The sequence below is a fragment of the Acidaminococcus sp. BV3L6 genome (assembly GCF_000468835.1).
Lineage (GTDB): Bacteria > Bacillota > Negativicutes > Acidaminococcales > Acidaminococcaceae > Acidaminococcus > Acidaminococcus intestini.
Genome location: NZ_AWUR01000044.1, coordinates 31,951 through 50,705, shown reverse-complemented (window position 1 = coordinate 50,705; position 18,755 = coordinate 31,951). Strand labels below are relative to the sequence as shown.

Genomic DNA, 18,755 nt, shown 5'->3' with positions numbered 1-18,755 from the left:
CCGTCAAGAAAGGATCTAGACAACTATCATGGATGAGACAATACTTGCCATTGCAAAAAATGAGCTAAAGCACGGAGGACCGCATGTACATTTTCTAGCTTTTATTTTCTTTAATTTATTGGGCATCCTCCTTTTTCATTTTGTTTTCCGGTTTTTGATCGTAATCTTGGTAAAAATCACCCATATCAAGGAAAAGACGTGGAAAAGTACCTTCCGCTTCATGCCAACACTGGTAGGGATGCTGGCAGGAAGCCGCATGGCCAAGGATTTCCTGAATGTCCCTTGGTTCATCAAGGAGCTGATGGAAAACCATTTTCGCAGTCTGCTCCTCATTACGGTGACCTTTTTCATTGCCCATCTGTCTTCTTCCCTGATTAAGGCGAGGATGACGCGGCGGGAAAGCGAATCGTCTTCCATGTCTATCTTGACGACGGTCATTGATCTTGCCATCTACATGGCGGGTTTCCTCATTATCCTCAGTTCTTACGGAATTTCCATTTCTCCCTTGCTGACTGCTTTGGGAGCTGGGGGACTGGCTTCGGCCTTAGCCTTGCAGGACACACTGAGCAATTTGTTTTCCGGTATCACCACGATCGTTTCCCGTCAGGTCCATATGGGGGACTATATCAGCCTTTCCAGTGGCGAATCGGGGCGGGTTGTCGATATGAACTGGCGCAATACGACCCTTCGGACGTCAACAGGAAATATGATCATTGTCCCTAATAAAAGCATTGCAGCCTCAATCATTACCAATTATGAGCAGCCACAGGCGGAATGCACGATTGCCATCCCGTTGACCATCACTTATGGAAATGATCTGGAAGCGGTTGAGCGGGTTACCCTCAGGGTTGCACGCAGCATCCTGGACCGGAGCCAGTATGGCGTCAAGGGATTTATGCCGGCTGTACGGTTTGATAAAATGGGGGAATACGGGATTACCTTGAAGGTTGTCCTGCGCATCCGCAACATCGTTGATGAGACCAAGATTCGTCACCAGTTCATCAAGGAAATCATCCGGGTCTATCAGCAGGAAGGCATTGAGCTTCTTGTGCGTCATGATTAAATAGATGCCATATTGTTGTAGGGAAGAAGAAAAAAGAAAGCAAGGCTGCTAGGAAGGTACAAAGGGTCCCTCGGCCGTAGCCGGAGGGTACGCAGCAAAGCAAGAGGAAGAAAGGAAGGAATGCAGATGATCGTATCGTCTTTAATCGCTCTGTCGGATGCGCTCTGGGGGACGCCCATGATTGTGATTCTTTTGGGAACGGGACTTTATTTGAGTATCCGGTTTCGGTTCCGATATAATTTCCGCAGCTATGCGTTTCATTTTCGCAATACCTTTGGCCGTATGTTTGCTCATGGGGAAGGGCAGGGCACGGTTTCAGGTTTTGCAGCTGCCTGCACGGCCATGGCAAACACCATCGGTGTCGGGAATATTGGCGGCGTGGCAACGGCAATTGTATCCGGCGGTCCTGGAGCTGTTTTTTGGATGTGGGCCTCAGGCTTTTTGGGGATGTCCACGAAAGCGTGTGAAATCATCCTGGGGCAGCGTTTCCGCGTGAAGTATTCAAAATCCATGGATGAATATATGTGCGACCGCTCCTTTGTGATGAAAAATGCCTTGGGCTGGAAAAAAGGCGCCATCCTCCTTGCCATTGCCTGCTTTACCTTGGGACCTTGGACAGACTGCGTGCAAACCGAATCCGTGGTTGGTGCAATGCAGGAGGGGTTTGGCCTTGATCCGCGGATCAGTGTGGCTGTCCTTGGCGTGACCTGTTTTGCAACGATCTTTGGCGGCCTCAAGAGAATCAGTGCCGTCATGGAAAAAATCGTTCCTTTTATGGCTCTGCTCTATATTCTTGGAGGGATGGGGATTCTTTTGATCCATCTGGCCGATGTGCCCAAGGCTTTTTGGCTCATCCTTGAAAGCGCGTTTACACCGACCGCTGCCGTAGGCGGATTTGCCGGGGCCACGGTGAAAGACGCCCTGCGCTATGGCATTGCCAGGGGGCTTTATTCCAATGATGCCGGAACTGGATATGGCATCATTGCCCATGCTTCGGCCCGTACGGATCATCCTGTGCGGCAGGCTTCATGGGGGTGGGGGGAAGTCTTTCTCGATACAATCGTGGTCTGCAGCGTGACTGCCCTTTCGATCATCCTGACCAATGTCTATGTGACCCATCCGGGAGTTGACAGTGCCCGCCTGACGACTGTGGCTTTCCGCGACGCTTATGGCATTTTTGGGGCTTGGTTCATGGCCATTGCCATCACGATTTTTGCATGGACGACCATTGTAGGCATGTATTACAGCTGCGAAAAATCCATCAACTATGCCTTTGGCGATACGGAGCGCAATCGGGTTGCCGTAAAGATCTACATGCTGTACTACATGGTTCCTTGTGTCATCATGTATGATATCAAAGCCGATGCCCTTTGGGCTATGACCGATATCCTGTCCGCTGTGTATGTCATGATGACCCTGCTGTTTGTCTTTACGCAGCAAAAGGAAATCATGCGGCTTGTAAAGGACTTCTGGGACCGTTACCTACCAGCATATGAGCGTGGAGAGCACCCGCCCGTTGTCAGTTTTGGAACCATTGAGGAAAGGAAGTAAGAAAAGATGAGACAAACCCTTGCAAAGATTCTTGAAAAAAAACAGATCTGTGTCATTGACGGATCCATGGGGACAGCCCTGGAGCATTTGGGCGCCAATCTCAATAACTCCCTGTGGACAGCACGTGTGCTCTTGGATCAGCCCGAATTAGTAAAAAAGGTCCATCTGGATTATTTCCATGCCGGCGCGGACGCGGGCATTACCTGCAGCTATCAGGCCACCATTCCTGGACTCATGGCAAATGGCCTTTCGGAAAAAGAAGCCGAGGATCTCATTGTCCGTTCAGTCAAGGTCTTCCAGGAAGCCCGTAACGAGTGGTGGGAAAAAGAAGGCAAGGCCGCGGACCGCGCCTATCCCATGTGTCTAGCTGGCATCGGGCCTTATGGCGCTTATCTGGCTGATGGCTCGGAATATAAAGGCCATTACGGCATTCCTGACGCTGCCCTTCATGACTTCCATCAAAGACGGGCTGAGCTTTTGTGGGAAGCCGGCGCCGATGTCCTCCTTTTTGAGACCCAGCCTTCCCTTGGTGAAGCCAAAATTGAAGCGGCCATTGCAGAGCGGCTCGGCGCTGATTACTGGATCAGTTTCTCTTGTAAGGATGGGCTTCATATCAACGAAGGCGACCTCATCCGGGACTGTGCTGCTGCCTTCCGTAGCGGCTATCCGCGTCTAAGGGCCCTCGGCGTCAACTGCACAAAACTGGAATACCTTGAAAGCCTTATCAAGGAACTTGGAAAAGAAACGGATCTTCCGATTGTCGTGTATCCTAACAGCGGGGAAACCTACGATCCGGTTACCAAGACCTGGAATGGGAAAGGCGACGGCCATTCCTTCAAGGACTATGCCCGGACATATATGGAAGCCGGCGCCCGTGCCGTTGGCGGCTGCTGCACCACCGTATCTGAGCATATCGTCGCGGTGGCAAAAGCGCGAGAAGAATTCCTGGACCGTCAAAGTAAAGCATAAAATGAGGAAGGTGGGTCGTTTCAGCTGCTATTGGTATCCCTATATTTCAAAAGATCAGTTAATTAAAGACTTCAATTAAAGAACAAGAGCCCTAACCCGACTCTGCGCTTACAGTCGAGTTAGGGCTAGCTTTATGATGGGTTGTCTTTGTATTCTCGCCGCAGGGCCGTGAAAGCTATAAAATGGATCAAAACAGCGAAGCGAGAAATCGTGCAGGGGACGTATCCAGAGAGCGCTCCATTGTAAGACTGCGGAGTGCAGAGCCCTTTTATCCCTTACATCCGCATAGTATCAGGCGGATATAAAAAGCAGCGGAATCGTTTTCGTGTACGACGAAGTTTCGAATAGATTTTCTTAGCAGGATTGTAACAAATATGCTTGCTTACGGGAGTGGATGGTAGATGAAAATGGCGGTTTGGCACCGTGTGTTATGGGCCTTTGCCTTCCAATCTTTTCCTCCATTGCATCCATAAAATATGGATTAAGCAATGGAGGTATGTCATGATGCAGAATCGGAGTGATTTTTGCTTTGAGTACAATCATCCTAAAACCTTTACCATCTGCTCGGGATTCTTAGCCGGCTGTACTTTCTGCAGCGCCTTTACAATGGTGCCTTCTTCATCAATGAGGTAGGTTGAGCGTTCCGTGCCCATGTATTTCCGCCCGTACAGGCTCTTTTCCTTCCATACGTCATAAAGTTCCTGGACCTTATGTTCTGGATCGGAAAGAAGCGTAAAGGGAAGGGCGTAGGTCGTCACAAATTCCTCGTGCTTTTTGACGCTGTCCTTACTGATACCGATCACAACGGCGCCTTTTTCCGTAATGAGAGGGTAGCGTTCTTTAAAGCCGCAGGCTTGTTTCGTGCAGCCGCTTGTCAAGTCTTTCGGATAGAAGTAGAGGATGACTTTCTTCCCTTTGAAGTCTGATAGGGAGACTTCCTTTCCTTCTTGGTTCTGCAGGGTAAAATCAGGTGCTTTTGTTCCAACTTCAAGCATGGGTGTAATCCTCCTTAGAATAATGAAATTTCAGGACTCTTCCAGCTTTTTTGCTGGGCGTCCTTGATGATATCCCCCTGTTCAAGATGCCCGATGAGAAGGGCTGACGCAGGGTCGTGGCGCTGGTAGTTTTTCCTCACCAGGGCTTCATCGTAATTGGCATAGCAATAGCGGCAGAAATGAGAGCATGTATTATAAGCGCCGATATCGGCTCCAAGAAGACAGGTACAGCCTTCCCGCGGTGCTTTGCGGCGTGGTACGGAAAGTTTTTCACCAAGAGCTTCTTCGAGGACAGCCTGGGACAGACAGCCATTCGCATCGACATTGTCCCGCTCCAAGATGGCCGATTCACAGCACAGATGGATGGCGAGCCCTGTCTTTTTGGCAATTTCCGAAAAGGCATTGACGAGGAGCACCTGGTCATGGGCGCTGACGGGACGGGCTTCTGGAAAGTTGCGCTTTGTTTTTTCATAAAGATCGATGAAGCTAATGACCACTTGGTGTGTATAGCCTTGAAGCGTTTCTGCCATGGAGCGAAAGGCTTCGATATGGTATGCCGTCGTGTAGGTATGATTGATGAGAATGGGGTCGTAACGCCAGACGATGCGATTTGCGCCTATCTGATGGGACAGGTACTGGAACGCCGAAAGAATGTCCCTTTTGCTAGGCACGTTGGGTTCGATGTCCCTGCCATAGGGCGTAATCGTCACATGCCAAAAGGTATCAAAGATGCTCAGCGATTTTAGATGGGGCAGGATGGGATAGGGGTTCTTCGTACAAAAAACAAGGAGGTCAACGACACTGGGGTCGAGACGATAGCGCGTGACCTGATTTTCCGCATAAGGACTGCGGACTAGGACTTCACCGCTTTTTACTCGGTTCATGAACCAAGGGGTATAAAAAGCGGGTATATCCGTGCGGTTGCCTGTATTGAGGATCATGACCGGGCCTCCTTTCGAACGCAAATTCCTTTCTTCATATAGTATATATCGGTTGGGGGAAAAGAGGCAACGAGAAAGAATCTGCAATTTTCCTTCGTCTTTTTCCTCAATAAAGTGGACAAGATGAGTAGAACAAATTAGAATAGGAAGAGCTGTTAAATTGGGGGAGTCAGAGATATGAAACTAAATGAACTTGGCAAAGGGGAGACCGCCATGATCGATGCTTTCCATTTGCCTTTTGAAATTGAACGCCGTCTCCTTGCCCTTGGGATGACGCCGGGGACAACGGTCGATGTTGTGGACCGTAAAGGAAAGGGCGTCATGATTGTGACCGTCCGGGGCACCCGATTTGCCATGGGCTACAACCTGACACGCAATGTCGACGTGACAAGGGAGGTCTATCATGGCTGACGCAAAGACAAATCTCACCATTGGCTTCATTGGGAACCCGAACTGCGGGAAGACGACCTTGTTCAACGCCTATACAGGCGCCAATCTTAAAGTCGCGAACTGGCCGGGCGTGACTGTGGAAAAAGTAGAGGGTGCCATCCGCCACCACAACATGAATATCCGTCTTGTCGATCTGCCCGGGACCTACAGTCTCACAAGTTACACCATGGAAGAAATTGTTTCCCGGAAATTCATCCTCAGTGATGAGGTGGATGTCGTCATCAACGTAGTTGACGCATCGGCCCTTGAACGCAGTCTCTATCTGACGCTTCAGCTCCTTGAACTGGGTAAGCCGGTGGTCATGGCCCTTAACATGATGGATATTGTAGAAAAACGTGGGCTGGAGATTGACCTGCACCGGCTGCCAGAAATGCTCGGCATCCCGGTCATTCCCGTATCAGCTAGAAAGCGACGGGGCCTTGAAGTGCTCATTCACGCCGCGGCTCACCATAAGGACGTGAATACGACCGATCCCTTGATTCACGACCATGATCAACCCAGTACCCATGAACTCAATCATCAGGAATATGCCATGGTCTATTCCGATGATATCGAAGACCGAATCGACCAGATTTCCGCTTTTCTTGAAACTCATTATACGGATGTTCCCAATCGCCGCTGGGCCTCCATCAAACTTTTGGAGCGCGATAAGGAAGTGATGGAAAAGCTTCCTGTGAACTTGCCCGACGTGCTGGACCGGAGCTATGAAATCGATATCATTCGGCAAAAGTATGACTTTATTGAAGAAATCATTCGGGAAGTGGTCATCCACAAGGAAAAAAGGGATGAATTCACCGATCGTCTGGACCGAATCTTTACGGATAAGACATGGGGCATTCCTATTTTTCTTCTCATCATGGCCTTCATTTTTTTCCTTACCTTCACGGTGGGGGACTTTTTAAGCGGATTTCTTGAAGACGGTATTTCTGCCCTCACAGATTTTATGGCTGCCGCCATGTCGGCCCAGTTGGTCGCAAAGCCCCTGCAGTCCCTGATCCTTGATGGGGCCCTTGCGGGGGTGGGAACCATCATCACGTTTCTTCCCAATATCCTGATTCTTTTTCTGAGCCTGGGTTTTTTGGAGGACAGTGGCTATATGGCCCGCGTTGCTTATGTCATGGAAAATATCATGGGAAAGGTTGGGTTATCGGGCCGTGCCTTTATCCCTATGCTCGTTGGTTTCGGATGTACCGTGCCTGCCATTATGGCATCCCGAGGTCTTGAAAATAAACGGGACCGCTACAAGGTCATGCTCGTTACTCCGTTCATGAGCTGCAACGCTCGCCTGACCATCTATATTCTCTTTTCGGAAATCTTCTTCAATGAATATGCGATGGTGGCTGCTTATTCCATGTACATCATTGGCATTTTTGTTGCCATTGGCGTTTCCCTCTTGATCCATTGGACCGATGTTGCCCGTCATCTGGACAAGGAGGATTACCTCCTCATTGAGCTTCCTGAATATAAAATGCCGGATATGCGTACAGTTGGCATCTATGTTTCAGATAAAGTCAAAGGCTACCTGCAAAAAGCAGGAACTATCATCTTCTTAGGGACAATCGTGATCTGGGGGCTCTTGAACTTTGGACCCCAAGGGTATACGGAAGATCCGACACAAAGTCTGGGAGCTCTCTTAGGACACTCCCTGGTGCCTCTTTTTGCTCCTATTGGACTGGGATTTTGGCAGATTACGGTGGCCCTTCTTGCAGGAATTTCAGCAAAAGAAGTGGTTGTATCAAGCTGTGCCGTTCTTTTTGGAATCACCAATGCAACAAGCGGAGAGGGCATGGACCGGTTTCAGCAGGCTCTTGAAAGCATTGGTTTTACTTCCATTAATGCCTTGTGCCTCATGGTCTTTTGCCTGCTTTATGTCCCCTGTGTGGCAGCCCTTGCGACTATCAGGAAAGAATCAGGAAGCTGGGCCTGGACCCTTGGTGAAGCGGTGTTTCAGCTCGTGACGGCATGGGTGGTGACCTTTGTTGTTTATCAAGGATTTCAGATTATCTTCGGAGCGTAAATCACTCCAGCCCAGGTAAGGTACGAGCCCTTTCTTCAAAAGAGAACACGGGGTATTACGGAACGCAACGAAAAATAAAAGACGCCTCAAGCTGAACTTGTATATGGATCCAGCTTGAGGCATTTTTGTCCTTTATGGGCGTGCAGTAACAATTCCTTGCGGCTGCAAAATTGCGAAAACTGTTTTTGTGCACAATGAAACCCGCATGTCCTTTTGTGTTTTGCTTGCGTTATTTTGAGAGGAAGCATCAGCCATATCAAAAGAGTAGCCCGTTAATAAGTTCAACTGCAAACTAAGAGTGCCGATCCGAACCAGTGCTGACGTTCAGTTTGTGGCCTACTTCATGATGATGGATCGAGAACCTGCTGCACCATGTTCCGTCATTTTAAGATTGACCGATATAGGACCCAGGGAATCATGCTTCTTCTACAAACGAAATCATTCCAAGCGGTGGCTCGACCGCCGACAGCTTTTTTCGGGCGAGATTATCTTGAAATTGTGTATCGCATCATTTTACTATGTGCCATGACCTCATTGCCATAAAATCAATCTTTTAAAGCCAATGATGACACGTAACTGTATCGAATCGGCACAATTTCTAATCCAAGTAAATAGAAAAGGTGCTGGTTGGGCCATGAACCCCTTGCTTCATATTCATCTGAATCCTCTTGACAAACCCACTCAAAATGGGTATAACATAGTTAAACGATTAAATAAATATTTAATTAAAATACATCGTGAGGTGAGTTGGATGAAAAAACGTTATGCAATCGTTGTCGACTGTGCCAACTGTGCAGCCAAGATGGAGGGCCTCGCTCAGGAAACTCCAGGCGTCAAGACGGCCGCTGTTAATTTTATGACCCAAAAGATGGCCATTGAATTTGAACCGGGAGCGGATGCGGGAACCGTTATGAAAGCCGTCAAGGAACGCTGCGAAAAAGTCGATGCAGAGGCTCAGGTCCTGATCTGATTGCTTTTTAATTAAAATTTGACTTAATCAAGAAGGAGAGATCATGGAAGCAGAACAAAAAGAAAGCCTGATCCGCATCGTTACGGCCGCGCTCTTGACGGCGGGTGCTCATCTTTTTATGGATGCTGGCCCGATGAAACCGGGCGAATCCCTCGTGACAAGGCTGTGGGAATCCTTGCCTTATTTTGCGGCTTACGCCGTCATTTCCTGGAATATCCTGATCAAGGCTTGGAAAAATATTCGCCGCGGCCAGGTTTTTGATGAAAACTTTCTTATGGCCGTTGCCAGTTTAGGGGCTTTTTTCCTCGGATTCTTCCAAAATGGGGAATACACGGAAGCCATTGCTGTTATGCTCTTTTATCAAGTTGGGGAACTATTTGAAGACTATGCGGTCGATAAGAGCCGCCGCAACATCAGCGAACTTATGGATATCCGTCCTGATTACGCTAATGTTGAAGAAAACGGGAAATTGATCCGCATCGATCCCGATGATGTGGCCGTAGGAACCCTCATTGTCGTACAGCCTGGTGAAAAAGTGCCGATTGACGGTACGGTCGTAAGCGGTCATTCTACCCTTAATACGGCCGCCCTTACGGGAGAAAGCCTGCCTCTTGATGTAGAACCGGGGATGGCCGTTGTCAGCGGGTCCATCAATCAGCAAGGTGTGCTTAAAATATGCACGTCAAAGGAATTCTGTGATTCCACGGTCAGCAAGATCCTCGAACTTGTTGAAGATGCAGGAAGCCGTAAATCTAAGTCAGAAAACTTCATCTCCAAATTCGCTCGCTATTACACGCCTATTGTTTGTTGCAGTGCCTTGGCCCTTTCCCTTATTCCGCCCTTTGTGCGGATCTTCATGGGCCTTGAACCTTTGTGGTCAAGCTGGATTTACCGGAGCCTGACATTTCTTGTCATCAGCTGTCCCTGTGCCTTGGTGCTCAGTGTTCCTTTGACATTCTTTGCCGGGATTGGCGGAGCAAGCCACGAAGGCATTTTGATTAAAGGGTCCAACTATATGGAAACCTTGTCACAGGCGGCCACAGTTGTCATGGATAAGACAGGGACCCTGACCAAGGGCGTTTTTGAAGTGGTTGGCATCCATCATTCACCTGTTGAAGACCATATCCTTCTTGAATGGGCCGCCCTTGCTGAAAATGCATCCAGCCATCCCATCAGTAAAAGCCTTCAAAAAGCCTACGGGAAACCGCTGGACCGCAGCCGTGTCACGGAAATTAAAGAACTGAGCGGCCGCGGTATTCAGGCCACCGTTGACGGACGCAGCATACTGTGCGGCAATGCCAAGCTCATGGAAGAAGCGGGGATTTCCTATCTTCCCTGCCATCAAGTGGGAACTCTCGTCCATATGGCCGTTGATGGGACATATGCAGGGCACATCCTGATTGCTGATGTCGTGAAACCGCATTCCATAAGGGCCATTGACGAGCTGAAAAAACAAGGCATCGCTACGGTTATGCTCACTGGTGATGCGAAACAGGTTGCGGAAAAGGTCGCTCAGGAGCTGGGGATTTCGCGTGTCTACAGTGAACTTTTACCTGAAGATAAAGTCACACTCCTGGAAAAGATTACCCAGCAGAAAAATGGCAATGAAAAGGTCCTTTTCGTGGGTGATGGCATCAATGACGCGCCTGTCCTTTCCCTAGCCGATGTAGGGATTGCCATGGGGGCTATGGGGTCCGATGCAGCCATCGAAGCTGCCGATGTCGTTTTGATGGATGATGATCCTTTGAAAATCGGGAAAGTCATTCGCATCTCTAAAAAATGCGTGTCCATTGTCCACCAAAATATTTATTTTGCCATCGGGATCAAGGTGATTGTCCTTATCTTGGGGGCGTTGGGCCTGGCCAATATGTGGATGGCCATTTTTGCCGATACAGGCGTCCTTATCATGGCCGTCATGAATGCCATGAGGGCTTTGTTCGTAAAAAAGGTCTGATTCTATCATCCTGCAGGGATCTGTGAAAAATGAGAACTTCATTTCTTCACAGATCCATTTTATTTCTGCGGTTTCTTGAATCTTCACAGTTTCTTCCCAAAAGAAAGCGATTTATCAAACTAAAGATGATATAATGGAATAACAGGGAAGAGCGACTAAACCGTCGGTCTTCCCCAAAAAAACTATCAATGAGGGGAAGAAACAACGTATGATCAAGGTATTTATTGATGGTTCCCAAGGAACCACAGGACTTCGTCTGAAAGATCGGCTCATGGAACGGAAAGATATTGAACTCCTTACAATTTCTGAAGAGGAGAGAAAATCCCTTCCTGCCCGGGCCCAAAAAGTCGCTGAGGCGGATGTCGCCTTTCTTTGTCTTCCTGACGCGGCAAGCCGCGAACTGGTAGAAACCGTCAAAGATGTAGATACAAAGATCATTGATACATCGACCGCTTTTCGCTGCGATGATCGGTGGGCCTATGGATTTCCGGAACTTGGGATTTCCTTTCTGGAAAAGATCCGAAATGGCAGCCGCATCAGCGTTCCCGGCTGTCACGCCAGCGGGTCCATTGCCGTTATCGCGCCGCTGGTCCAGATGGGCCTTGTCTCACCTAGTAGGACCCTGACCATTACCTCCTTGACCGGTTATTCCGGCGGTGGGAAAAAGATGATTGCTGAATACGAAGGGCCGCATGATCATGAGGTCGATGCCCCCCGTATCTATGCCTTGGGGCAAACCCATAAACATTTACCGGAGATCAAGAAGTATACGGGCCTTGCTTCGCTTCCCATCTTCCTTCCCATTGTGGCACCGTATTATTCGGGCATGTTGGTCACCGTGGGCATCGAAAATAGGGACCATCAGCGGCTGGAGGATATCCGTCAAGGCTATCGGGAATTTTTTGGCCCTTCTCCTTTTTTCTCCGTAGCCGGAGAAGAGGAGAATCCAGTCATGCTTGGATCAAATACCCTTTCAGGAAAGGATTCCATGCGTCTTTATATTTGTGGGAACATGGACCGGATCACTGTATCGGCTCAGTTTGACAATCTCGGGAAAGGTGCCAGCGGAGCGGCCTTGGAGAGCATGAATATTGCCCTTGGTCTTGATCCAACGACAGGACTGTCCCTATAAGGTGCGGACGAAGGGCGGAAGAAATAAAAATTCTTAAAAAATAAGTAAAAAGGGCTTGCATTTTATAAGTTCGATGCTATAATAAGGATGTAAGCAAAAATAATTATTAATAAATACTTCTTCCAAAAATGGAAGAAGCCAATTTCAAGGGGAGGTTTTTACTATGAAAAAATTCATTTGTTCCGTCTGTGGTTATGTTTATGAAGGGGAAGAAGCTCCTGAAAAGTGCCCTCAGTGCGGTGCTCCGAAAGATAAGTTCACCGTTATGGGTGAAGGCAAAAAAGAATATGCCGATGAACATGTTCTTGGCGTAGCCAAAGGCGTAGATGAAAGAGTCATCGAAGGCCTGCGTCAAAACTTCACTGGTGAATGCTCCGAAGTTGGTATGTACCTTGCAATGAGCCGCGTTGCTTTCCGTGAAGGCTATCCTGAAGTTGGTCTATATTACGAAAAGGCTGCTCATGAAGAAGCTGAACATGCTTCCAAGTTTGCAGAAATGCTGGGCGAAGTTCTTTCCGACAGCACCAAGAAGAACCTCGAAATGAGAGCTGCTGCTGAACAGGGTGCCTGCAAAGGAAAGAAAGAACTGGCTACCTTGGCTAAACAGCTTGGCTACGATGCCATCCATGATACTGTTCATGAAATGTGCAAAGACGAAGCTCGTCATGGCCGTTCCTTCGACGCCCTGCTGGCTCGTTATTTCGGCAAATAATCACAAATCTGCCCGCATCCTCCATGGGTGCGGGCTTTTTGTCTCTTGTGGCAAAATTTTGGCAAATGGATTCAAGCTTCAAGGTACGGTTTTGTTTTTATCAAAAATGGATTGATTCACGGATTAATTCCCGTTTGGATGCTGACAATACATTTGCTGGTTTTTTGTTTTGTCAAGTTGAGAGAAAACCTGTTCCTCAATCTCCCGAAATCACGTGTTCCTACGCCTATTTTTTAACCGTCTCAATGAGGTTGTTATCGCCTTCAGTGAATCCATTGGAATATGGCTGGTTCCATCGCTTGCATCATTGGGCGTTACCTCAATCTTGCGGGCCATAAATCGTTTTGACTGGACGATTTCCAGGGGGTGAGGATATGGAAAAAACACGATAACAAGAGAGCCTTTCGCTAGGGATGGCAGGGGAATTTGTTAAATCGAGCGCCCTCATTGTAAAATAAGGGAAACTTGTTCTTCCATAATCATGCGTTTCCGAAAAGCGCAAGACGGGCAGACTAGAACAAAATATCGCAGGAAATCCAGCGCCTCATTTAGATCCGTACCCATCATCAGGTTGCGTCTTTCTTAGGAATCTATGAGCGTCTTTTTCGCTGGCCAAATAAGGAGACATCCTGCACTTCACAGTCATTTCCTTTTTTTGTCATAAAGATTTTATTTGTTCTTTCGATTTTTACGCTGTATAATGGAGCAAGTGGTATATCCAATTTGCATGGGTCTTTCTTTGAGGGAGGATTCTGTTAAGGAAGGTTGTTATAACTATGGAAAGACAACAGACCGTACTGATTGCTGATGATGAGGCACAGATCCGAGAGATCTTGAGCCTTTATTTTAAAAAAGAAGGCTTCAAAGTGATTGAAGCGGCCGATGGGGCGGAAGCCCTGGTGCAGATCCAGGCGGGGAAACCGGACATCATCCTTCTGGATATCATGATGCCTGTCCTCGATGGTTTTGAAGTCTGCAAACAGGTCCGTAAGATTTCTGATGTGCCAATCATCATGCTGACCGCCAAGGATTTTGATGATGACCGTATCCTGGGTCTGGAGATGGGGGCCGATGATTACATCGCAAAGCCATTCAATACCCGCGAAGTTGTCGCCCGCGTTAAGGCTGTCCTGCGTCGCAGCAGCCAGTTCCTGCAATCCCAGAACAAGCAAGTCCTTGAATATCCCGATCTCATGATCAACTTAAGTGAATATCGCGTCGTTGCCTTTGGCCGGGAAGTGACCTTTACGGCAAAGGAAATGGAGCTTCTGTGGTGCCTTGCATCAAACCCGGGCATTGTTTTTTCACGCAATCAGCTGCTTGAAAAAATTTGGGGGTATACGTATTACGGGGATACCCGCACGGTCGATACGCATATCAAGCGCGTTCGCCACAAATTGGACATTCCCAAGGATGCGAAATGGGATATCGTGACCGTTTGGGGCGTTGGCTATAAGTTTGAGGTCAAGAAGTGAAAAAGTCATTAAGTACGAGGCTCATGTATAGCTACATGGGCCTTATTGTCATTATCATCGTAGGGATTTCCGTAGGACTTTCCTATTTGATTACGGATTATTTCTTCCGTACAAAGGAGATGGAACTGAACCAAAAAGGGGGAGAAGTAGCCCTCATTGTCCGCTATTTCAACGCGTCAGGGGCGTCGTCCGCCATGTTGAGCCAGTACCTTACAAGTGTGGATCAACTGATTGGCGCGCGTATCTGGGTCTTTGATTCCAATTACCGCCTCATCAATGCCTCCGAAACGATGCGGGATATGGAAAAAGATCTTCGTACAGCCCACGACATGCCGAGTGCCGGCGCCAATGACCCCTCCTCCCGCCGCAAGGGAAGCTCCGTTGAAGCCATTGACCAGCAGCTTCGGGAAGGCGGTCCCCTCAATGATAAAGTCAAATCTATTCTCTCGAGCGTCTATGAACGCAACCGTGTCAATGCCCGGCTCTTTCATCCCTACTATAAGGAACAGGTGCTCTTGGTAGGGCTTCCCATGGAAGATTCACATCAGGAAATTACAGGGGCCATTTTGCTGGCTGCCCCCATTGATGGGTTAAACCGTGTCCTGCGCGATATCTATATCTACTCGATCATTGTCGGCATTGCCGCCCTCGTCATCAGTGTCATCATTGTGTCAGGACTCACGCGGCGCCTTGTGCGTCCCCTTGTAGACATGAAAAACAGCGCCAAGGCCATTGCTTCCGGCGATTACTCCTTGAAGGTTGTCGTAGACGGGGAGGATGAAGTGGCTGATTTGGGCCGCTCCCTGAATTCCTTGGGCCGTGACCTGGCACAATTTGTCCTTAAGACCAATAAGATGGAAAAACTGCGCCGCGACTTTGTAGCCAATGTTTCCCACGAACTGCGGATGCCCATTACTATCATCCAAGGATATAATCAGGCCATCCTCGATGGAACGGTCACAGATCCGGATGATATAAAAAAATATAGGAAACTCATTGATAATGAGACCCAGCGCCTGGAACGGCTGATCGATGAACTTCTTGAAATCAGCCGTCTCCAACGCAAGGAAAATGAGGAAATGGAACCTGTGCCGTTGGGTGAGATTACGGAAAACGTCGTGAGCATGATGGAAGTTCGGGCCCAAAAGCGGGATATCCGGCTCGAGCGCTACCTTGATGACAATCTCATGGTCATGGGCAACGGGGACCGGCTCTTCCAGCTTGTCATGATCTTGGGGGATAATGCAATGAAGTATTCCCCTGATTCATCATCCATCGTCTTCCAAGTCCTTCCCAGCCGCACCGGAGGCGCTGTGTTAACGGTGACAGACCACGGGTATGGGATCCCTCAGGAAGACCTTCCCTATATCTGGGAACGCTTTTACAAGGTGGATAAGTCCCACTCACGCCATATCCCGGGAACTGGCCTAGGCCTCGCCATTGCAAAGGAAATTATTCGTATCCATAAAGCCAAGGTCCAGGTCCAGAGCGAAGTGGGGAAGGGAACGACCTTTATGATCACGTTCCCCCCTGCCAAGGTCAAAAGCAAAATGGGAAAGGAACATGTGGCAGAAGTGGTTGAGCCCGTTGTGCCTCTTCCTGATGAAGATCCAGTGGAGCCGGAAGGAAAGTGATCCATATGAAAAAAGAACTCCTTACGCTGTGTTTTTGCCTCATCGGGCTGTGGGGAGCAGGTACTGTTCAGGCCACGGCACCAGTCACCCCAACCCAGCCGTCTGCTCTTAGGTATTTCGGAAATGCCCATGAAACCCTTGCCTTGGTGCCGCAAAAAAGTGGTTTTTCCCTCTGCTATGCGCTCCCCGGCGAAAATGGGACGCGCTGGAACTGGTTTTATCTGTCTCCTGAACGTAAGGACAGCTACACCCTTCGGGAAGAAGGCCCTACGGTCAAAGCTGACAGTACGGTCCGTCTGTCCCCTGGTGGATCCCAGCTTGTTGCAGGCCGTTATGTCTACCCTGCCATGACCTATACGGGCAAGCCGCCTGATGAAGCCTTTCAGGAAGCTCCCTACGAGATGGCCCCTGATGAAGAGGCCTTGATTGGATACTATCACGGCGGCGGAGATGTGCTCCTTGTCCGGGAACATCAAGGAGAACTGGAACTACTTTATGAGCTTGAAAAAAATGATCGGGATTTTACGAAAAGCAACAGCTTTGCCTTGGTAAAGAATCATTATGATGCCTATACACTGATGGAAAAGGGCCCCTATACGGATACGTCCTCTCCCGTCCGTTTTGACCGAAATGGATCAGGGTTGGGAATCAGCCTGCGCATAGGCAATCATTCCTACAGCCGAATTTTTACGCGAGGCGAAAATGACAGGCCTTGGCGCGTCAAACCGGTCATGACCTTGGCGCAGGCAAGGGAAAAAGCCAAGGCCTTTCCCGTCCCTTCAAAAATAGCTGCAGAAAAGCTTGATCTTGTAAGCGTGAGCGATGTTGTTTCAACGGCAAAACTTGACCTCCGCTACAGTACGGCGAATAATCTATTTGGAGAAGCTATCGTGTCAAGCAAAAAGGCAGAACTGAACCGTAAGGCCGCACAAGCTTTGAGCCGGGCGGCAGAAATACTGGCTTCTAAAGGGTATGGGCTCCTTATCTGGGAAGGCTACCGTTCTTATGAAGATTTTGCTGTGGCAAAGCTGCTCTTGGGTCCTTCCCGTGACAGCCTTTTGCCCCCTTTAAGTGAAGGTTATTCCCATAATACGGGGCGCAGCCTTGATGTGAGTCTCTATGACCTTGAGACGGGAACCCCCATCAAGATGATCTCTGATTTTGATGAACTGTCACCTGCTCAGTATCGGGCTTTTCCAGGTGGTACGGATCTCCAGCGCTATTTGCGCGGCCTTCTCGATTATGCCATGACGCAAAGTGGATTTAACGGCAGCGACATGGAATGGTGGCACTACGAATACAAAGGATAATCATACATATTGCAGCAGGTCTTCTCTTTACAAAGAAGGCCTGCGTTTTTTTAGCTCCTCATGGGAGTTTCTGTACAATCACAGAAAATTGGCATTCCAATCTTTTCTATGTTAGAATAGGAGGCGTAACCAAAAAAAGGAGGAGAAATCCCATGAACGTATATGATCAAATGAATCAGGTGTGCGAAGCCATCCGCGATTCCCACGAATACAAAAAGATGCAGGAGGTCAAACCGAAACTCGCGGCCGATAAGGACGCGGAATCCATGGTCAAGGACTTCCTCAAGCAGAAGTCAGAAATTGAACTGGCCCAGTATCAGGGAAAGAAACCGGACGAAGCTCAGGTACAAAAGATGCAGAAACTTTATGAAGTGCTGCAGCTAAATCCCGTTGCCAGCGAATATATCCAAAACTACATCCGCTTCCAGATGATGCTGGGCGACCTGTCCAAGGCTTTCAGCGATACCATCAAGGAAGCTGTCGAATGATGGACTTTGATGGTCTTTGCGCGTATGTAAAGGTGCATTTTCCAAATTCGTTCAGCATCGGGGAACCGATGAAGGACCATACGACCTTTGCTATTGGCGGACCGGCCGATCTATTTGTGACGGTGCGGGAGGCCAAAGCGATCCAGGCCCTCTTGAAAAAGGCACGGGACTGTGATGTGCCTTACCTTATCCTAGGGAAAGGCTCCAATATGCTCGTCCGTGACGGCGGCATTCGAGGCCTTGTTGTTCATTTGGATGAAGGGGGCGCGCAGCTCGTGACTGGTTACGAACTGCGCGCCGCCGGCGGCGTGCCCCTTTCTCAGGTTTCCCAACTGGCGGCTGCCCATGGACTGGGCGGCCTCACGTTTGCCATCGGTATTCCCGGCAGCCTTGGCGGTGCCGTGCTCATGAATGCCGGTGCCTATGGCGGGGAAATGAGCGATGTCATCAAGGAAGTGACCTTCCTTGATGAAAACCTGGACTTTCAAACCGCAAAGGCTACGGACCTTTCCTACAGCTACCGTCATTCCTATTTCATGGATCATCCAGGCTGCGTCATCGTCGAAGCGGTCATGGAGCTATGGGCTCAGGCATCCTGTGAAATCGAAGCGGAAATGGCGGACTTTACGAAACGCCGCAAGGAAAAGCAGCCCTTGGAGTACCCCAGTGCGGGCAGCACCTTCAAACGTCCGCCCGGTTATTATACAGGTCCCCTTATCCGGCAGGCAGGTCTTGCCGGCCTTGTCATGGGCGGCGCTCAAGTGAGCAAAAAGCATACGGGCTTTGTCATCAATCGTGAGGAGGCAACCGCGCGAGACGTGCTGCGCCTCATTAAAACCATTCAATATAAGGTCAGGAGCCAGTATGGCGTCCTTCTTGAACCGGAAGTCAGGATCTTTGGGGAAGACACGGATGAAAAGCGGGGGAGCTGACAGCATAGAGGACTTTTCCTTTAGCGAGGAAAGGTCCTTTGTTTTATGGATAAGGTGATTGCTGGGTTAATTTTCACCCTATGATACGGACTATATTGAACTTTTGTTCTGCTTCCGTCATAATAGGAGAAGAAGCCAAAGAAAAGAATCTTGGCAAAGGAG

16 protein-coding genes are annotated in these 18,755 nt (G+C 48.9%); 14 read left to right on the top strand and 2 right to left on the bottom strand.

The window, feature by feature from the left end; all coding sequences use genetic code 11:
* Positions 1-28: 28 nt before the first annotated feature.
* From HMPREF1246_RS08210 to mmuM, 3 genes are all read left to right on the top strand, one after another.
* Positions 29-1,063 carry a mechanosensitive ion channel family protein gene (locus HMPREF1246_RS08210; RefSeq protein WP_009015458.1) on the top strand — a complete coding sequence of 345 codons (1,035 nt, stop codon included), beginning with the start codon at positions 29-31 and terminating at the stop codon, positions 1,061-1,063.
* 120 nt (positions 1,064-1,183) lie between these two features.
* Positions 1,184-2,614 (top strand): amino acid carrier protein, encoded by a 1,431-nt coding sequence (locus HMPREF1246_RS08205; RefSeq protein ID WP_035224655.1) that lies wholly within the window; start codon positions 1,184-1,186, stop codon positions 2,612-2,614.
* A 6-nt stretch (positions 2,615-2,620) separates the two neighbouring features.
* Entirely contained in the window at positions 2,621-3,583 is a 963-nt protein-coding gene (mmuM, locus tag HMPREF1246_RS08200; RefSeq protein ID WP_021737210.1) for a homocysteine S-methyltransferase, read from the top strand.
* 539 nt (positions 3,584-4,122) lie between these two features.
* Here the strand turns inward: mmuM and bcp are convergent.
* Both bcp and HMPREF1246_RS08190 read right to left on the bottom strand, forming a co-directional pair.
* Complete coding sequence (bcp, locus tag HMPREF1246_RS08195; RefSeq protein WP_009015455.1) at positions 4,123-4,578, bottom strand: thioredoxin-dependent thiol peroxidase; 456 nt, start codon at positions 4,576-4,578, stop codon at positions 4,123-4,125.
* Between the two features lie 14 nt (positions 4,579-4,592).
* The gene (locus tag HMPREF1246_RS08190) at positions 4,593-5,519 is read right to left on the bottom strand and encodes a DUF1848 domain-containing protein (RefSeq protein WP_014128643.1); all 927 of its coding nucleotides are present in this window, start codon (positions 5,517-5,519) and stop codon (positions 4,593-4,595) included.
* A 177-nt stretch (positions 5,520-5,696) separates the two neighbouring features.
* Here HMPREF1246_RS08190 and HMPREF1246_RS08185 point away from each other — a divergent pair, with 177 nt between their 5' ends.
* From HMPREF1246_RS08185 to murB, 11 genes are all read left to right on the top strand, one after another.
* Positions 5,697-5,930: a FeoA family protein gene (locus HMPREF1246_RS08185; protein ID WP_009015453.1), complete on the top strand. Its 234-nt coding sequence runs from the start codon at positions 5,697-5,699 to the stop codon at positions 5,928-5,930.
* Positions 5,923-7,986, top strand: coding sequence for a ferrous iron transport protein B (gene feoB, locus HMPREF1246_RS08180; RefSeq protein WP_009015452.1), 2,064 nt, complete (start codon positions 5,923-5,925; stop codon positions 7,984-7,986). Before HMPREF1246_RS08185 ends, feoB begins: the two co-directional genes overlap by 8 nt.
* Positions 7,987-8,737: 751 nt before the next feature.
* Entirely contained in the window at positions 8,738-8,956 is a 219-nt protein-coding gene (locus HMPREF1246_RS08175) for a cation transporter (RefSeq protein WP_014128642.1), read from the top strand.
* A 43-nt stretch (positions 8,957-8,999) separates the two neighbouring features.
* The gene (locus HMPREF1246_RS08170) at positions 9,000-10,910 is read left to right on the top strand and encodes a heavy metal translocating P-type ATPase (protein ID WP_021737233.1); all 1,911 of its coding nucleotides are present in this window, start codon (positions 9,000-9,002) and stop codon (positions 10,908-10,910) included.
* 208 nt (positions 10,911-11,118) lie between these two features.
* The gene (argC, locus tag HMPREF1246_RS08165; protein WP_021737237.1) at positions 11,119-12,042 is read left to right on the top strand and encodes an N-acetyl-gamma-glutamyl-phosphate reductase; all 924 of its coding nucleotides are present in this window, start codon (positions 11,119-11,121) and stop codon (positions 12,040-12,042) included.
* Between the two features lie 163 nt (positions 12,043-12,205).
* On the top strand, positions 12,206-12,754 hold the full coding sequence (locus HMPREF1246_RS08160) for an NADH peroxidase (RefSeq protein WP_009015448.1): 549 nt from the start codon (positions 12,206-12,208) through the stop codon (positions 12,752-12,754).
* 776 nt (positions 12,755-13,530) lie between these two features.
* On the top strand, positions 13,531-14,229 hold the full coding sequence (locus HMPREF1246_RS08155) for a response regulator transcription factor (RefSeq protein ID WP_016459500.1): 699 nt from the start codon (positions 13,531-13,533) through the stop codon (positions 14,227-14,229).
* A gap of 23 nt (positions 14,230-14,252) precedes the next feature.
* Positions 14,253-15,863 (top strand): HAMP domain-containing sensor histidine kinase, encoded by a 1,611-nt coding sequence (locus HMPREF1246_RS08150; RefSeq protein WP_021737216.1) that lies wholly within the window; start codon positions 14,253-14,255, stop codon positions 15,861-15,863.
* A 5-nt stretch (positions 15,864-15,868) separates the two neighbouring features.
* Positions 15,869-17,173 carry a M15 family metallopeptidase gene (locus tag HMPREF1246_RS08145; protein WP_021737238.1) on the top strand — a complete coding sequence of 435 codons (1,305 nt, stop codon included), beginning with the start codon at positions 15,869-15,871 and terminating at the stop codon, positions 17,171-17,173.
* A gap of 152 nt (positions 17,174-17,325) precedes the next feature.
* The gene (locus tag HMPREF1246_RS08140; protein WP_009015444.1) at positions 17,326-17,661 is read left to right on the top strand and encodes a YlbF family regulator; all 336 of its coding nucleotides are present in this window, start codon (positions 17,326-17,328) and stop codon (positions 17,659-17,661) included.
* The gene (gene murB, locus HMPREF1246_RS08135) at positions 17,658-18,593 is read left to right on the top strand and encodes a UDP-N-acetylmuramate dehydrogenase (RefSeq protein ID WP_021737234.1); all 936 of its coding nucleotides are present in this window, start codon (positions 17,658-17,660) and stop codon (positions 18,591-18,593) included. Before HMPREF1246_RS08140 ends, murB begins: the two co-directional genes overlap by 4 nt.
* Positions 18,594-18,755 lie beyond the last annotated feature (162 nt).

What these genes read in the sequence shown, in the direction of transcription:
- HMPREF1246_RS08210 (WP_009015458.1), top strand. Translation starts at nt 29, where the DNA reads ATGGATGAGACAATACTTGCCATTGCAAAAAATGAGCTAAAGCACGGA.
- HMPREF1246_RS08205 (WP_035224655.1), top strand. Translation starts at nt 1,184, where the DNA reads ATGCAGATGATCGTATCGTCTTTAATCGCTCTGTCGGATGCGCTCTGG.
- mmuM (WP_021737210.1), top strand. Translation starts at nt 2,621, where the DNA reads ATGAGACAAACCCTTGCAAAGATTCTTGAAAAAAAACAGATCTGTGTC.
- bcp (WP_009015455.1), bottom strand. Translation starts at nt 4,578, where the DNA reads ATGCTTGAAGTTGGAACAAAAGCACCTGATTTTACCCTGCAGAACCAA.
- HMPREF1246_RS08190 (WP_014128643.1), bottom strand. Translation starts at nt 5,519, where the DNA reads ATGATCCTCAATACAGGCAACCGCACGGATATACCCGCTTTTTATACC.
- HMPREF1246_RS08185 (WP_009015453.1), top strand. Translation starts at nt 5,697, where the DNA reads ATGAAACTAAATGAACTTGGCAAAGGGGAGACCGCCATGATCGATGCT.
- feoB (WP_009015452.1), top strand. Translation starts at nt 5,923, where the DNA reads ATGGCTGACGCAAAGACAAATCTCACCATTGGCTTCATTGGGAACCCG.
- HMPREF1246_RS08175 (WP_014128642.1), top strand. Translation starts at nt 8,738, where the DNA reads ATGAAAAAACGTTATGCAATCGTTGTCGACTGTGCCAACTGTGCAGCC.
- HMPREF1246_RS08170 (WP_021737233.1), top strand. Translation starts at nt 9,000, where the DNA reads ATGGAAGCAGAACAAAAAGAAAGCCTGATCCGCATCGTTACGGCCGCG.
- argC (WP_021737237.1), top strand. Translation starts at nt 11,119, where the DNA reads ATGATCAAGGTATTTATTGATGGTTCCCAAGGAACCACAGGACTTCGT.
- HMPREF1246_RS08160 (WP_009015448.1), top strand. Translation starts at nt 12,206, where the DNA reads ATGAAAAAATTCATTTGTTCCGTCTGTGGTTATGTTTATGAAGGGGAA.
- HMPREF1246_RS08155 (WP_016459500.1), top strand. Translation starts at nt 13,531, where the DNA reads ATGGAAAGACAACAGACCGTACTGATTGCTGATGATGAGGCACAGATC.
- HMPREF1246_RS08150 (WP_021737216.1), top strand. Translation starts at nt 14,253, where the DNA reads ATGTATAGCTACATGGGCCTTATTGTCATTATCATCGTAGGGATTTCC.
- HMPREF1246_RS08145 (WP_021737238.1), top strand. Translation starts at nt 15,869, where the DNA reads ATGAAAAAAGAACTCCTTACGCTGTGTTTTTGCCTCATCGGGCTGTGG.
- HMPREF1246_RS08140 (WP_009015444.1), top strand. Translation starts at nt 17,326, where the DNA reads ATGAACGTATATGATCAAATGAATCAGGTGTGCGAAGCCATCCGCGAT.
- murB (WP_021737234.1), top strand. Translation starts at nt 17,658, where the DNA reads ATGATGGACTTTGATGGTCTTTGCGCGTATGTAAAGGTGCATTTTCCA.